The 15,080-nt window shown below is 67.1% G+C and carries 17 protein-coding genes; 6 read left to right on the top strand and 11 right to left on the bottom strand.

Going from position 1 to position 15,080, the window contains the following annotated elements; genetic code table 11:
• Positions 1-22: 22 nt before the first annotated feature.
• The 11 genes from ABC347_RS14730 to coxB all read right to left on the bottom strand — a co-directional run bounded on the left by ABC347_RS14730 (position 23) and on the right by coxB (position 9,948).
• Positions 23-892, bottom strand: coding sequence for a class I SAM-dependent methyltransferase (locus tag ABC347_RS14730; RefSeq protein ID WP_413246459.1), 870 nt, complete (start codon positions 890-892; stop codon positions 23-25).
• Entirely contained in the window at positions 889-2,118 is a 1,230-nt protein-coding gene (locus tag ABC347_RS14725; protein ID WP_413246458.1) for a M16 family metallopeptidase, read from the bottom strand. The genes ABC347_RS14730 and ABC347_RS14725 overlap by 4 nt, the downstream gene beginning before the upstream one ends.
• Positions 2,115-3,515 carry a threonine synthase gene (thrC, locus tag ABC347_RS14720; protein ID WP_413246457.1) on the bottom strand — a complete coding sequence of 467 codons (1,401 nt, stop codon included), beginning with the start codon at positions 3,513-3,515 and terminating at the stop codon, positions 2,115-2,117. Before thrC ends, ABC347_RS14725 begins: the two co-directional genes overlap by 4 nt.
• Before the next feature lie 11 nt (positions 3,516-3,526).
• Positions 3,527-4,144 carry an SURF1 family protein gene (locus tag ABC347_RS14715; RefSeq protein ID WP_413246456.1) on the bottom strand — a complete coding sequence of 206 codons (618 nt, stop codon included), beginning with the start codon at positions 4,142-4,144 and terminating at the stop codon, positions 3,527-3,529.
• Complete coding sequence (locus ABC347_RS14710) at positions 4,141-4,509, bottom strand: DUF983 domain-containing protein (RefSeq protein ID WP_413246455.1); 369 nt, start codon at positions 4,507-4,509, stop codon at positions 4,141-4,143. The genes ABC347_RS14715 and ABC347_RS14710 overlap by 4 nt, the downstream gene beginning before the upstream one ends.
• 77 nt (positions 4,510-4,586) lie before the next feature.
• Positions 4,587-5,408 (bottom strand): cytochrome c oxidase subunit 3, encoded by an 822-nt coding sequence (locus ABC347_RS14705; protein WP_413246454.1) that lies wholly within the window; start codon positions 5,406-5,408, stop codon positions 4,587-4,589.
• Positions 5,409-5,440: 32 nt separating this feature from the next.
• Positions 5,441-6,001: a cytochrome c oxidase assembly protein gene (locus ABC347_RS14700; RefSeq protein ID WP_413246453.1), complete on the bottom strand. Its 561-nt coding sequence runs from the start codon at positions 5,999-6,001 to the stop codon at positions 5,441-5,443.
• Positions 6,001-6,126: a hypothetical protein gene (locus ABC347_RS14695; protein WP_413246452.1), complete on the bottom strand. Its 126-nt coding sequence runs from the start codon at positions 6,124-6,126 to the stop codon at positions 6,001-6,003. The genes ABC347_RS14700 and ABC347_RS14695 overlap by 1 nt, the downstream gene beginning before the upstream one ends.
• On the bottom strand, positions 6,123-7,031 hold the full coding sequence (locus ABC347_RS14690; RefSeq protein WP_413246451.1) for a heme o synthase: 909 nt from the start codon (positions 7,029-7,031) through the stop codon (positions 6,123-6,125). Before ABC347_RS14690 ends, ABC347_RS14695 begins: the two co-directional genes overlap by 4 nt.
• Positions 7,032-7,114: 83 nt before the next feature.
• Positions 7,115-8,773 (bottom strand): cytochrome c oxidase subunit I, encoded by a 1,659-nt coding sequence (ctaD, locus tag ABC347_RS14685; protein WP_413246450.1) that lies wholly within the window; start codon positions 8,771-8,773, stop codon positions 7,115-7,117.
• Positions 8,770-9,948 (bottom strand): cytochrome c oxidase subunit II, encoded by a 1,179-nt coding sequence (gene coxB, locus ABC347_RS14680; RefSeq protein ID WP_413246449.1) that lies wholly within the window; start codon positions 9,946-9,948, stop codon positions 8,770-8,772. The genes ctaD and coxB overlap by 4 nt, the downstream gene beginning before the upstream one ends.
• A 173-nt stretch (positions 9,949-10,121) precedes the next feature.
• Between coxB and pyrE the strand changes: the two genes are divergently transcribed.
• Genes pyrE through ABC347_RS14650 form a run of 6 tightly spaced genes read left to right on the top strand, consistent with a single transcriptional unit; the run spans position 10,122 to position 14,882 of the window.
• Positions 10,122-10,715 carry an orotate phosphoribosyltransferase gene (pyrE, locus tag ABC347_RS14675; RefSeq protein ID WP_413246448.1) on the top strand — a complete coding sequence of 198 codons (594 nt, stop codon included), beginning with the start codon at positions 10,122-10,124 and terminating at the stop codon, positions 10,713-10,715.
• A complete protein-coding gene (locus ABC347_RS14670) occupies positions 10,712-11,782 on the top strand; it encodes a serine hydrolase domain-containing protein (protein WP_413246447.1) in 1,071 nt (356 codons plus the stop codon). The genes pyrE and ABC347_RS14670 overlap by 4 nt, the downstream gene beginning before the upstream one ends.
• On the top strand, positions 11,779-12,507 hold the full coding sequence (locus tag ABC347_RS14665) for a pyridoxine 5'-phosphate synthase (RefSeq protein ID WP_413246446.1): 729 nt from the start codon (positions 11,779-11,781) through the stop codon (positions 12,505-12,507). Before ABC347_RS14670 ends, ABC347_RS14665 begins: the two co-directional genes overlap by 4 nt.
• 4 nt (positions 12,508-12,511) lie before the next feature.
• A complete protein-coding gene (gene acpS / locus ABC347_RS14660; protein WP_413246445.1) occupies positions 12,512-12,928 on the top strand; it encodes a holo-ACP synthase in 417 nt (138 codons plus the stop codon).
• 17 nt (positions 12,929-12,945) lie between these two features.
• The gene (lepB, locus tag ABC347_RS14655; RefSeq protein WP_413247078.1) at positions 12,946-13,827 is read left to right on the top strand and encodes a signal peptidase I; all 882 of its coding nucleotides are present in this window, start codon (positions 12,946-12,948) and stop codon (positions 13,825-13,827) included.
• On the top strand, positions 13,824-14,882 hold the full coding sequence (locus ABC347_RS14650) for an AI-2E family transporter (RefSeq protein WP_413246444.1): 1,059 nt from the start codon (positions 13,824-13,826) through the stop codon (positions 14,880-14,882). The genes lepB and ABC347_RS14650 overlap by 4 nt, the downstream gene beginning before the upstream one ends.
• Positions 14,883-15,080 lie beyond the last annotated feature (198 nt).

Below are 15,080 nucleotides of genomic sequence, written 5' to 3'. Positions count from 1 at the left end.
CTCCCTCGGAAGGGGAAGGACCTTACCTGACCCACCGCGCGAAGATCGCGGTGGGCAGCAGCAGCCCGCGCGCCTCTTCGCGTACGGCCATCTCGCCGATCTCGACGCGGCCGCCCAGATGCGCGGTCGCCTGTGTGAGCAATTCGCCGATCGCGAGCGCCGACATCCGCACCGCGTAGACGGTGAGCACCAGAAACTTCGACTCCGGCCCCAACAACGCGACACAATCCGCGATCAGCCCCGGCAGCCCCTCCTCCAGCCGCCAGATCTCGCCGGTCGGGCCGCGACCGAACTTCGGCGGATCGAGCATGATGCCGTGATAGCGCCGCCCGCGCCGCACTTCGCGCGCGGTGAACTTGGCGGCGTCGTCCACCATCCAGCGGATCGGGCGATCGGCCATGTCGGACAGGAAGGCGTTGGCCTTGCCCGCCTCGACCGATTTTTTGGACGCATCGACATGGGTGACTTTCGCCCCGCGCGCGGCCAACGCCAGGGTGCCGACGCCGGTATAGCCGAACAGGTTCATCACCTCATCGCCCTCGGCCACCCGATCGCGCATCCACACCCATTGCGGGGCCATATCCGGGAAGAAGGCGAGGTGACGGAACGGCGTGTTCTGCGCGGTGAACCGCAGCTCGTTCCAGCGCAGGTGCCAGCCGCCATGCGGCACATCGCGCGACAGATGCCACTTGCCGCCGCCGTCCTCATCGGATGCACCGATGAAATCGCCATCCGCCTGCCAGTCATCGGCGGCCGGCGCCCACATCGCCTGCGGCTCAGGCCGGATGAAGCGGAAGCGGCCATAGCGTTCGAGTTTGCGGCCATAGCCCGAATCGACCAGGCCGTAATCCTCCCACGGCTCGGCGATCAGGGTCAGCAGGTCGCGGCTCATGCCGCCTTCCTCAACGTGCCCCCAACGGTCGCGATCGCCGCGTTGCCGGCCAGCGCCGCGCTCCCGGCGGCACGAGCGGTATCCACAGTCACCGCATCGATCGCAGCGACGGTTTCGGCCGGTGGCACGATCCGGCCATGGACCTGGATCTGGCGTGCAAGATGGTCGCAGCGGGCGCTCGGCCCCTCCAGACCCATCAGCAAGCCGGCGCGCGATTGTGCCTTGGCGCGGTCGAGCTCGGCCTGGGTAAGCCCTTCGGCGGTCTCCGCCAGCACGCGCTGCATCAACGCGAACGCTTCGCCCGCGGCATCGCGCGCCGCCGCGCAGTGCACGCCCAGCATGCCGGTCTCGGCATAGCTTTGCGACCAGGCATAGATCGAATAGGCGAGACCACGTTCCTCGCGTACCTGCTGGAACAGGCGGGATGACATGCCCCCGCCGGCCACCTGCGCGAACAGCGACAGGGCATGCACCGCCGGATCGCGATAGCCGACACCGGGATGCGCGATCGCCAGCTGCATCTGATCGAACCGGCGACGATCATGATGCGCGCCGCCGGTGAACGCCGCTGCCGACGCGGCCGGTGCATGGCCTGGCGCAAGATCGCCGAACCGCGCCTCGGCCAGCTTCAGCAGCGCATCCTCATCCACCTTCCCGGCCGCCGCCAGTACCAGCCCACCCGGCCGGTAGCGGGTCGCGATCCAATCACGCAGGTCGGCATCGGTGAATGCAGCGATGCTCGCCTCGTCGCCCAGCACCGGGGTACCGAGCGGTTGGCCGGCATAAGCCTGCGCCTGCAAGTGATCGAACACGATATCGTCAGGCGCATCGCGCGATTCGCCGAGTTCGGAGAGTACGACCTGCCGCTCGCGGTCGAGCTCGGCGGCATCCAGATGCGGCGTTCGCACCAGATCGGCGATCAGCTCGACCCCCAGCGCAAGATCATCCGCCAGCATGCGCGCGTTGAACACCGTATGGTCGCGGGCCGTCCACGCGTTGATGCTGCCGCCGGCATCCTCTATATCCTCGGCGATGGCGCGCGCATCGCGGTTGCCGGCGCCCTTGAACACCATATGCTCGACCATGTGCGCCAGGCCGGCGAGCCCGGCAGGCTCGTGGCGCGCACCGACATCGGCGTAAAGGCCCACCGCCAGCGTCTCGACACCCGGTACTGGTTCGACCGCGACGGTCAGGCCGTTGCCCAGCCGGTGCAGCCGCGCGGTCATGGCCGCGGCGTGGCGCGCTCGGCGATCCACGCTTCGATCGCGGCGATGTCCGCCGGCAGCGTCGCGAACCGCTCCTCGCGCTCGAACAGGCCAGCGATCCGGCGCGGCAGATTCGGCCGCTGCCCGGTCGCGCGCTCGACCGCGTCGCGGAACTTGGCTGGGTGCGCGGTCGCCAGCGTCACCACCGGCACGTCCGCCGGCAGGTCCGCGGCGCGCGCGGCGGCGAGGCCGATGCCGGTATGCGGATCGATGATCTGGCAAGTCTCCTGCGCGGCCCAGCGCATTGCCAGCGCCATGCCGTCGGCATCGACGCGGTGGCTGGCGAACAGCCCGGCTGCTTCGGTGCGCATCGCGGCAGGAATGGCGAGCGCCTTCGATGCCTCGAACCCCGTCATCGTCGCAGCAAGCGCTTCGCCGTCGCGGCCATGCAGATCGAACAGCAGCCGTTCGAAATTGGAACTGACCTGGATATCCATCGACGGGGCCGAGGTCGCCGTGACGCCGCCCACCGAATAATCCCCGGACGAAAGCGCTCGGTGCAAGATGTCGTTGACGTTGGTGGCCACGATCAGCCGCACGATCGGCAGTCCCATCCTGGCGGCCACATAGCCCGCGAACACGTCGCCGAAATTGCCGGTCGGCACCGAGAAGGCCACCGGCCGGTCGGGCCCTCCCAGCCGGACCGCGGCGTAGAAATAATAGACGATCTGCGCCATCAGCCTGGCCCAGTTGATCGAATTGACCGCGGACAGATCAAACCGCCCGGCAAAGTCGCGATCGCCGAACATCGCCTTCACCAGCGCCTGGGCATCGTCGAAGCTGCCATCGATCGCGATGTTGTAGACGTTGGGCGCCAGCACCGTGGTCATCTGCCGACGCTGCACGTCGGACACGCGTCCCTGCGGATGCAGCATGAAAACGTCGACCTTCGCGCGCCCCGCCAGCGCATCGATCGCCGCCGATCCGGTATCCCCCGATGTCGCGCCGATCACCGTCAGATGCGTCTCGCGGCGCGACAGGAAGCGTTCGAACAACAGTCCCAGCAGCTGCAACGCGACATCCTTGAACGCCAGCGTCGGCCCGTGGAACAGTTCGAGCAGCCAGTGCCGCGCATCAAGCTGCACCAACGGCGTCACCGCGGCGTGATCGAACCGACCGTAGGCATCGGCACACAGTGTGCGCAGGTCTTCACGCGAGATCGCATCGCCCACGAACGGCGCCATGACTGCCACCGCAGTATCGACATAGGACAGCCCGGCCAGCGCCGCGATCTGATCGCGGGTGAAGGCAGGCCAGGATTCCGGCACGTAAAGCCCGCCGTCCGCGGCGAGACCGGCGAGCGTGACCTGCTCGAAATCGAGGACGGGCGCGCTGCCGCGGGTGCTCTGATAACGCATGGGGGCGCGGCTTAGCGGCGACGCCAGCGCAGCGCCAGCCCGTAGATCAGCGCGGCGACCCCAGCGAACAGGAACCACTGTACGGCATAGGCCAGATGGTTGTTCGGCACATCGGCCGGAGAAGGCGGTGCACTGGCAACCAAGCCGGGCGCGGGCGTTGCCGAGACCAGCATGATCTCGCGTGGTGGCGCACGCCCCGTCGCGCGCGCCACCAGGCTGCTATGATCGGGCGCGGGCGCGATCACGCCGGATATCGGCCCACCCCGCCAACCGCTGCGGGTCGTGAAGTCGGCCGACCAGCCAATATCAACCGACATGCCGGGCCCCTCGCCCCCGCCGCGCCGGCACGCGGCGATGTGACGCCAGCCCGATCGGCCGTCGGCGCTGCGACCGCTTTCCACCCGTTCGGACACCGGCTGCAGGCAGAAGGCGGACGCGCGGCGGAACAGCAGCGTCTGGTCGGTCGGAATCATCGGGAAGCCGGTCGACGGCTGAGCGCTCGCCGCTGCGTAGGATTTCAGCAGCGCTGCCTTCTCGCGCGCCCGGCCGAGCTGCCAGATGCCGAGCGCGATCATCGCGGCGACGGCCAAGCCGACGATGATGGTCGGGATCAGCGGCAACCGCTTCACGGACGGCGCTCCGCGATCCGCCCCTCGCGCGCGGCATTGCGATATTCCAGCGCAATCAGCGCGCCCTTGGCCAACCGGAGCGATCCGATCACGAGCAGGATCGACAGCGGCAACCACAGGATCAGGTGCACCCATGCGGGCGGTGAGAAGGCCAGTTCGACCGAAATCGCCAGGATCGAGATCAGTGCGCCCAGCCCGAGCGTCAGGAACGCCGCCGGCCCGTCACCGACGTTGAAAGCCGCGAAATCCAGCCCGCAGACGCGGCAGGCCGGCGCGAATCGCGCGAAGCCGGCGAACAGCCCGGTCGCGCCGCAACGTGGGCACAGCCCCTTCAGGGCGACTTCGGCGGGCGCAGGCTCGGCCATCCCATGTCTCCAGAACGGATGCGGCCGCGCCTCCACCGGGGAGACGCGGCCGCGAATCCGGTTGCCGTGTGGCCCGATCAGCCGCCGTGGACCGGCGCGCCCCAGCCGCCCCAGACATAGATGGTGACGAACAGGAACAGCCACACGACGTCGACGAAGTGCCAGTACCAGGCCGCCGCCTCGAAGCCGAAATGCTGGCGCGGGGTGAAGTGGCCCTTGTAGGCACGGACGAGGCAGACGATCAGGAAGATCGTGCCGACCAGCACGTGGAAGCCATGAAAACCGGTCGCCATGAAGAAGGCCGCGCCATAGTTCAGCCCTTTGAAGGCGAACGGGGCGTGGGCATATTCATAGCCCTGGATGAAGGTGAAGACGGTGCCCAGGATGATCGTGAGCCAGAGGCCGTTGATCAGCCCCTTGCGATCGCCGTGCAGCAGCGCGTGATGCGCCCAGGTAACGGTTGTGCCCGAGCACAGCAGGATCAGCGTGTTCAGCAGCGGGAAGCCGAACGGATCGATGACCTCGATCCCCTTGGGCGGCCAGGTGCCGCCGACCGCATCGACCGTGGACGGAAACAGCGAGAAATCGAAAAAGGCCCAGAACCAGCCGACGAAGAACATCACTTCCGAGGCGATGAACAGGATCATGCCGTAGCGCAGGTGCAGCGACACCACCGGGGTATGATCGCCGGCATGCGCCTCGCGGATCACATCGGACCACCAGCTGTAGAAGGTGAACAGAATGCCGGCGATGCCAAGCGCGAACACCCACGGCCCATAGGGGTGCGAATGCATCCACATGATGCCGCCCGACGCCAGCACCAGCGCCGCCATCGAGCCGACGAGCGGCCAGATGCTGGGGGGAAGAATATGATAATCGTGGTTCTTGGCACCGGCCATCGTGCTGCCCTCTAGTCCCTTGTCGGTCGTCCCTAGCTCACCGTCTTGTCGGTTTCCACCGGGAAGAATGTGTAGCTGAGCGTGATTTCGCTGATATCGCCGGCATCGGGATCCTTCAGGATCGCCGGATCGATGAAGAAGATCACCGGCATGCGCACCGTCTCACCGGGCTTCAGCGTCTGCTCCGTGAAGCAGAAGCACTGGATCTTGGTGAAATATTGCCCCGCCTGCGACGGCGTGACGTTGAAGGTGGCGGTGCCCTTCACGGCGGTCGGGCCATCGTTGGTGGCGGTAAAGAACGCCATGTCGCGCGCGCCCACGGCAACGCGCTCGGTCGGCTTCTCCGGCTTGAACGACCATGCCAGGTTGGGGCTGACATTGGCATCGAACCGCACCGACATCATCCTGCCGACCGCGCCCGGCGCATCGGTGCCGTCGGCGGCGCGCATCGTGGTGCCGCCGAAGCCGGTGACCTGGCAGAACATCCGGTAGAGCGGCACGCTGGCAAAGCCGACGCCGATCATCGACGCGGCCAATCCGGCGAAGATCAGCCCGGTGCGGGCGTTGCGGCGCGGTTGCGGCAGCGTGGCCATCAGCTCATCTTCGCGATCGAGATGGCGTAGAACAGCACCACCAGCGCGCCCAGCACCAGCGCCATCACCGTGGCGCGTGACCGCTGGCGGCGGCGAATATCCTCCGGGGTCGGATCGGGCGTCATGCCAGCAGCATCCGATCCGCGGCGACCGCGCCGAACAGCACGAACAGATAGGCGATCGAATATTTGAACAGCGCCTTTTCGGCCGCCATCTGCGCCGGCTCGACAACGCGGCTGACCGCCACCCGTGCGGACAGCCAGACGAACAGCGCGCTGCCCGCGGTGGCGATCACGCCATAGAGCGCGCCCGTCATTCCCAGCGCCCAGGGAGCGACAGCCGCCGCGGCAGTCGCCACCGCATAGATCAGGATCTGGATACGCGTCGTGCGCTCGCCCGCCACCACCGGCAGCATCGGCACGCCAGCGGCCGCATAATCGGGCCGCACGAACAGCGCGAGCGCCCAGAAATGCGGCGGCGTCCACAGGAAGATCAGCGCGAACAGCAGCAACGGCAGCGTATCGATCGTGCCGGTCGCCGCGACCCAGCCGATCAGCGGCGGGAAGGCGCCGGCCGCACCCCCTATCACGATGTTCTGCGGCGTCCGGCGCTTGAGCCACACGGTGTAGATCAGCACATAGAACAGGATAGAGCCGAGCAGCACCGCCGCCGCCAGCCAGTTGAGCGCCACGCCCATCAGCAGCACCGAGAAGGCACCGAGCCCGACGCCGAAGTGCAGCGCATCCTGTCGCGCCATCCGTCCGGCCGGCAACGGCCGGCGCGCGGTACGCTTCATCAGCGCATCGATATCGGCTTCCCACCACATGTTGAGCGCGGCGGCGGCGCCCGCGGCCAGCGCGATGCACAGGATCGCGGTGAAACCCAGCACCGGGTGGATCGAAACCGGGGCTGCCAGCAGCCCGGCCAGCCCCGTGAAGACGACCAGCGTCATCACCCGCGGCTTGGTCAGCGCGAGGAAATCGCGCCAATCCGCCGGCATCCGCATCGCTTGATCGAAAGTGGTGGCCATTCTGATCCGTCCGAAAAAGGGCTCACCCCGGATTTGGTCCGGGGTGAGCATCTCTTGGGGTGTCGTCGCGCCGGTCGCGGTCGTCAGTCTATCCGCGGCAGCGTCTCGAACTGGTGGTACGGCGGCGGGCTGGACAGCGTCCATTCCAGCGTCGTCGCGCCCTCGCCCCACGGATTGTCCGACGCCTTCTTGCCCGCCATCAGCGACCAGATGACGTTGACGAAGAAGAACGCCATGCCAACCGCCATGATCATGTAGCCGGTCGTGGCGAGCTGGTTGTAGCCCGCGAACTGATCCGGATAATCCGGGTAGCGCCTCGGCATGCCGTCCAGCCCGAGGAAGTGCATCGGGAAGAACAGCACGTTCACGCCGATGAAGAACACCCAGAAGTGCAGCTGGCCGAGCAGCTCGCTGTACATCCGGCCCGACATCTTCGGGAACCAGTAATAGAAGCCGCAGAACAGGCCGAACACGGCGCCTAGCGACAGCACATAGTGGAAGTGCGCCACCACATAATAGGTGTCGTGCATGTAATTATCGATGCCGCCATTGGCGAGCACCACGCCGGTCACGCCACCGACGGTGAACATGAAGATGAAGCCGATCGCCCAGACCATCGGGGTCTTGAACGACATCGAGCCGCCCCACATCGTGGCGATCCACGAGAAGATCTTGATGCCTGTCGGCACCGCGATCACCATCGTCGCCGCGGTGAAGTACATCTTGGTGTTCACATCCATGCCGGTGGTGAACATGTGGTGCGCCCACACGATGAAGCCGACCACACCGATCGCGACCATGGCATAGGCCATGCCGAGATAGCCGAACACCGGCTTGCGGCTGAAGGTGGCGATCACCTGGCTGACGATGCCGAAGCCCGGCAGGATCATGATGTACACTTCGGGGTGACCGAAGAACCAGAACAGATGCTGGTACAGCACCGGATCGCCGCCGCCGGCGGGATCGAAGAAGGTGGTGCCGAAGTTGCGGTCCGTCAGCAGCATCGTGATCGCCGCGGCCAGCACCGGCAGCGCCAGCAGCAGCAGGAAGGCGGTGACCAGCACCGACCACACGAACAGCGGCATCTTGTGCAGGGTCATGCCCGGCGCGCGCATGTTGAAGATGGTGGTGATGAAGTTGATCGCACCCAGGATCGACGATGCGCCGGCAAGGTGCAGCGACAGGATCGCCATATCGACCGACGGCCCCGGCTCGCCATAGGTCGAAAGCGGTGCATAGACCGTCCAGCCGGTGCCCGCGCCGCCGAAGAAAGGCGATGCCAGCAGCAGCGAGAAGGCCGGGATCAGCAGCCAGAACGACACATTGTTCATGCGCGGGAAGGCCATGTCGGGCGCGCCGATCATGATCGGCACGAACCAGTTGCCGAACCCGCCGATCATCGCCGGCATGACCATGAAGAACACCATGATCAGGCCGTGCGCCGTGACCAGCACGTTCCACAGGTGCAGCGCTTCGTCGAAGGTGCCAGGGCCGTGCAGCATCGTCAGCCAGCCCGGCAGATACTGGATGCCGGGTGCGGCGAGCTCGGCGCGCATCATGCCCGAGATCGCACCACCGATGATCCCCGCCACGATCGCGAAGATCAGGTACAGCGTACCGATATCCTTGTGGTTCGTGGACATGAACCAGCGGGCGAAGAAGCCCGGCTTGTGATCCGCATCATGATGCGCGTGATCGTCATGCGCCTGGAAATGCGCTGCGGTTGCGGTCGTATCGGTCATCGGGTCTGCGTGCCTTCGTTGGCGGTGGCGCCCTGGGTGGTCGGCTGGGCCGGAACGGTGGCGTTCACGGTCGGGCCGGTCGCGGGAGTGGCGGCGGCGGCAGCGGGGGCCGCAGCGCCGGCGGTTGCCGGGCTCGCCGGCGAAGTGGCATCCGGGTTGGCCGCACCGGCCGCGCCGGGCATCGTGCCGCCCTTCGATGCGACCCACGCCGCGAACTGCGCCGGCGGCACCACTTCCACCGCGATCGGCATATAGGCGTGGCGTGCGCCGCACAGCTCCGAACATTGGCCGAAATAGACGCCGGGACGATCGACCTTGAACCAGGTCTCGTTGAGGCGGCCGGGAACGGCATCCATCTTCGACCAGAAGGCCGGCATCGCGAAGGCATGGATCACGTCGGCCGACGTGACGATCAGCTTCACGACAGCGCCCTGCGGCACCACCATACGCTCATCGACCGCCATCAGGCGCGGGCCATCGCGTTCGGTGCGGGCGCGCTGCCCGGGCTGAACCTCGCTCGGCTCCTTCAGCATGTTGGAGACGACCTCGAAATCGCCGTTATCCGGATACTGATAGGTCCAGTACCACTGGTTGCCGATCACCTTTACGGTGAGATCGGCCTTCGGCGGCGCATATTGCTTGGCCAGCAGCCGGATCGACGGCACTGCGATCACCACCAGGATCAGCACGGGCACCAGCGTCCAGATCACTTCGATCATGGTGTTGTGGGTCGTGCGCGACGGCACCGGGTTGGCGGCGCGGCGATAGCGGATGATCGTCCACAGCAGCAGCAGCAGCACGAAGATCGAGATCACGGTGATGATCGGCATCAGCACGATATCGTGCATCCACGCCGCATCCTGGCCGACTTCGGTGACCTGTTCCTGCAGGCCCATGCGACCATCCGGTTGGCCGATGCCGGGCGTCGGCGCAGCGATTTCGCGCGGCGGCGCGGCATCGGTTGCCTGGCCGATCGGAGCAGGCGCAGCGGCGGCGGCGGGCGCGGCCGTACCCGCGACTTCGGCAGCGGTTGGCGCGGGCGTCGGCGTCACTTGCGGAGCCGCAGTGCTGGTCGCCACGGCAGCCGGATCGGCAGCGGCGGGCGCCGCGCCTTGCGCAAAGGCCGGCGCCGCGATCAGCGCCAGGGACAGCAGAAAGGGCTTCACACGCGTCATCATACCCCCAGGGTCGTTCGGTCGATCGCATGCCGCCGGCCAGGCCGGCCGCGATCGCACGCCATACAGGCTGGTGCGCCGATGCGCCAAACCGCCCTTGCGGTCAAGGTTGAAGCCGCCGTCCGCCGACACTATCCATGGCGGAACAGGCACCAGCGGGGAAGCGGCAGGCAATGGGCGAAGACGAGGTGCTGGCCGAATTCCGGGCCGCGGGCGCGCTGCTGGAAGGCCACTTCATCCTTTCGTCCGGCCTGCGCAGCCCCCGTTACCTGCAATGCGCGCGGGTGCTGATGAACCCGGCCCGTGCCGCGCGGCTTGCCAATGCGCTGTCGCTGACGATCCCCGACAAGCTGAAAGCGCAGCTCGACTGCGTCGTCTCACCTGCGATGGGCGGCGTCATCATCGGTCACGAGATGGGCCGCGCGCTTGGCCTGGATGCGCTGTTCGTCGAACGGCCTGGCGGCAGCTTCGAATTCCGCCGCGGATTCGCGCTGGTGCCGGGGCAGAAGGTGCTGTTGGTGGAAGATGTGGTGACGACCGGCCTGTCCTCACGGGAAGCGATCGCCACGATCGAGGCGGCCGGCGGTCGGGTGATCGCGGCTGCCGCCCTGGTCGATCGATCGAATGGTGCGGGCGATCTGGGCGTGCCGTTCTTCCCGCTGATCCGGCTCGACGTGCCCAGCTACGCCGCCGATGCGCTGCCACCGGAATTGGCCGCGGTTCCGGCGATCAAGCCCGGAAGCCGGAGCGAGCCTGCGCTGTCATGATCCGCGCAGCCGTCGCCGCGTTCGCCGCGCTGCTGTCGGTTTCCGCCGGCGGGGCGCCCCCATCGGACCGGATCGATGCGATCGCCGGGGCGGCGGGGCTGCACGGCCTGGTGCTGGTCGGCGACGCCGACGGCAGCGCGCTGGTCCGCCGCTATGGCGCGGACGCGCCGGCCGAGAATGCGGTTTGGCGGTGGGCTTCGGTCACCAAGCAGCTGACCGCGCTGATCATAATGCAGGAAGTCGCCGCCGGCCGGATCGAGCTCGACTTGCCGGTCGCGCGCTATTGGCCGGACTGGAAGGCCGCCAACGCCGGCACGATCACGATCCGCCAGCTGTTGCGCCACCAGAGCGGGCTCGCCGATCCATCCGAGTCGGCGACCGACAAGGATGGCATGCCGCCCTTCTATCGCGCGACCGGTGCTGCCGCGTCCGCGGAGGCCGAGGCACAGGGCTTCTGCGCCGGCCCGCCCCGCGCCGCGCCGGGCGGCGAGTTCCATTACAATAATTGCGATTTCATCGTGCTTGGCGTCGTGCTGCAAAAGATCAGCGGCAAACCCTTCGCCGATCTGCTTGCGGATCGCATCGCCGTACCGCTCGATTTGAAGTCGGTCGGCCTGTTTCCGGTCGATGGGGGCGGGCCGGTGCAGGTGGCGGGGTTCGACACCAAAGGTGTGGCCGAACCGCGCGTGAACCTGGGCACCTATGCCGCCGCTGGCGCCGCCTATGGCACGATCCGCGATCTGTGGGCGATCGATCGCGCGCTGATGGACAATCGCCTGCTGGACAAGGTGGCGACCGCCGCGATGTGGGCCGGCGATCCTGCGCTGGGCTTCGCCGCGCTCGGCCAGTGGAGCTTTGCGGTTCCGCTCAAGGGATGCCCCGATCCGGTCGCCATCGTGGAGCGGCGCGGTGCGATCGGCGGCATCGAGATCCGTAACTTCCTGCTGCCCGCGCAGCGCCGCGCACTGATCATCTTCACGGATCGCGCCGAATTCCCGTTCGGTGAGGTCTGGCAGGCGTCCGGCCCAAGCTATGAACTGCTCTCCGCCGCGGCGTGTCCGGCATGAGCAGCCCGTTGCGCCTGGGCGTGAACATCGATCATGTCGCCACCATCCGCAATGCGCGCGGCGTGGGCTACCCCGATCCGGTGCGCGCGGCCCTGCTGGCCGAGCAGGCCGGCGCGGACGGCATCACCGCCCATCTGCGCGAGGATCGCCGCCACATCACCGACGACGATATCGCCCGCCTGTCGGAAGCGCTGACGGTACCGCTGAACCTGGAGATGGCCGCGACCGAAGAGATGCTGGCGATCGCGCTCAAGCACCGCCCGCACGCCGCCTGCATCGTGCCCGAGAAGCGCGAGGAGCTGACGACGGAGGGTGGGCTCGATGTCGCCGGCCAGTTTGATCGCCTGCGCGGCTTCGTCTCGCCACTGGTCGAAGCCGGGATACGGGTCAGCCTGTTCATCGAACCCGATCCGCGACAGATCGATGCGGCGTTGCGGATCGGCGCCCCGGTGGTGGAATTCCACACCGGCCGTTATGCCGAGCTTGAGGAGGACGCCATTCCCGCCGAACTGCGCCGCATCGCCGACGCTGCAGCACTGGCCGCGAAGAACGGGATCGAGCCGCATGCCGGCCATGGGCTGACCTATGCCAACGTCACCGCGATCGCCGCGATCCCGCAGCTCATGGAACTCAACATCGGCCATTTCCTGATCGGCGAATCACTGTTCACGGGGCTTGCGGACAGCGTGCGGCAGATGCGCGCGCTGATGGATGGGGCGCGATAATCCCGTGATCGTCGGCCTGGGATCCGACCTCTGCAGCATCGAGCGGATCCAGGCCTCGCTGGATCGGTTCGGGGACCGCTTCACCAACCGCGTGTTCACCGATGTCGAGCGGGCGAAGGCGGCACGGCGGCCGTTCACCGCCGCCGGCACCTATGCCAAGCGCTTTGCCGCCAAGGAGGCCTTTTCCAAGGCCGTCGGCACCGGCTTCAAGCGCGGCGTGTTCATGAAGGATATCGGCGTGGTCAACGCGCCATCCGGAGCGCCTACGCTGGCGCTGGCCGGCGGAGCGAAGGCGAGGCTTGACGCGTTGACCCCGCGGGGCCACGCGATCACCATCCATCTGACCCTGACCGACGATCATCCCTGGGCCCAGGCGTTCGTCATCCTCGAAGCGCGGCCCATCCAGGAGAAGATCGCTTGAGCGATCGCGACACGACCATGCCCCCCGAAGCCACGCCCGAGCCCGCTGTAACGCCGGCCGCGGCGCAGCCGGAGGCGAAGGGCACCGACTGGTGGGCCGAGATCAAGGGCGTGTTCTGGCTGGTGCTGGCGGTGCTCGGCTTCCACAGCTTCCTGGCGAAGCCATTCTATATTCCTAGCGAATTGATGATGCCCGTGCTGATCAAGGGCGATCGGCTGGTGGTGACCAAATATCCCTATGGCTGGTCCTATGTCTCGCCCAGCTTCCACCTGCTGCCGTTTATGCAGGGCCGGCTGTTTGGATCGCTGCCCGAGCGCGGCGACATCGCGATCGTCACCCCCACCGGCCAGTCGTCGGATTATATCAAGCGCGTGATCGGGCTGCCGGGGGATCGGCTGTCGCTGGTCGCCGGCCAGGTGATCCTGAACGGCAAGCCGGTGCCGCGCGTCCGGATGCCGGACATCCGCCTGCCGGTCGATGCCAACCTGCCGTGCAACAGCGGCCGCCAGGAAGGCCACCGCATCACCGGTGACGACGGCAAGCTTTATTGCAGCCTGCCGATCTACCGCGAAACGCTGCCCAACGGCCGCAGCTACGACACGATCGACCTGGCCTATATCGCCACGGTCGACGATTTCCCCGAAATCACGATCCCGGCCAACCATGTCTTCCTGATGGGCGACAATCGTGACGAATCTGCCGACAGCCGGGTCGCATCCGAATATCTCGGCCTCGGCGGACCGGTGCCTTGGGAAAATCTGGGTGGCCGCGCCGAATTCATCACCTTCTCGCTCGACGGCACATCAGAAATCTGGAACCCGCTGAGCTGGTTCACCGCGATGCGGGGCGGCCGTGCTGGCACCAGCCTGCATCCCGCGCGCGGGCCTGCCCCGAAGTGAGCGACTCGATCCCGAAGGCCGAGGCGCCCGGCCCCGCCGACTTCCGCGATCCGCTGACCGCGCGCGAACTGCAGAAGGCCGTCGTCTGGATCGCGGTCGCGACCAGCGTCGTGCTGCTGTGGTTCCTTGCCCAGCCACTGCTGCTGATCATCGGTGGCGCGGTGTTCGCCGCGATGCTCGACGGTGGCACCCGCCTGCTGGGCCGCGTGCTCAAGATCGGGCGCGGCTGGCGGCTGCTGATCGTCTGCCTGGGCGTATTCGGCTTCCTGGTGTGGACGGTCTATTTTGCCGGCGCCTCGATCGCCGGCCAGTTCGAAGCGCTGCGCACCGTCGTCACCGCGCAGGCCAACCAGCTGTTCGGCTGGGTCAGCAGCATGGGGCTGGTGCCGGACGGCGCGGCCAGCCAGATCGGCAGCCAGCTGATGGGATCGCTCGGCCGACTCACATCGGCAGTCGGCACCGCGCTCGGCGCGATCTCGTCGCTGGCGATGATCGTCGTGATCGGCATCTTCATCGCGATCGAGCCCAAGCTCTACGAGCGCGGCTTCGCCTGGATGCTGCCGATGGCTAAGCGCGAGGAATTCTACCAGACGTCCGCCAAGATGGGCTACACGATGCGCCGGCTGATGGCGGGCCGCCTGCTCGGCATGGCGGTCGAAGGCGTCGGCACCTGGGCGCTGCTCGCGGTCGGCGGGGTGCCGATGGCCGGGCTGCTCGGCATTCTCACCGGCCTGCTCGCCTTCCTGCCCAATATCGGCGCGATCGTCTCGGGCGTGCTGATCGTGCTGGTCGGCTTCTCGGCCGGGTTCGAAGCGGGCCTCTGGGCGATCGCAGTCTATGTGATCGTGCAGATCGTCGATGGCTATATCATCGTGCCCATGGTGGCGAAGCGTTCGGTCGACTTGGCGCCTGCGCTGGTGCTGGGCGCGCAGCTGCTGTTCGGCGCGCTGTTCGGGATCATGGGGCTGGCGCTGGCGGATCCGATCGTGGCGATGATCAAGGTCCTGCTCGAGGAGCGATCCGAGAATGCCGCGGAGGAAGCGGGAGCCGGTTAAGCCCCGCGCCAACCTCCGTCATGCTGACGAAAGTCAGCATCCAGAGCGGCAGCGGATGACGATTGTGCAAGGCGGCGGCCAGACGGGCTTCTCGTAACCTGTCGGTCCACTGTTCGACTGATAGAGCCCTCGACAGTCGCCGCTTCTCAATCAGCGCGCAGCCTGCCCGACCGGACTGTCGCGCCTCTGGATCCTGAC

Origin of the sequence: Sphingomonas canaveralia, from assembly GCF_047238125.1 — a bacterium.
In the GTDB taxonomy this organism is placed as follows: Bacteria; Pseudomonadota; Alphaproteobacteria; order Sphingomonadales; family Sphingomonadaceae; genus JBDFMH01.
The sequence above is the reverse complement of the archived record's forward strand: the minus strand, read 5'-3'. Positions and strand labels throughout refer to the sequence as shown.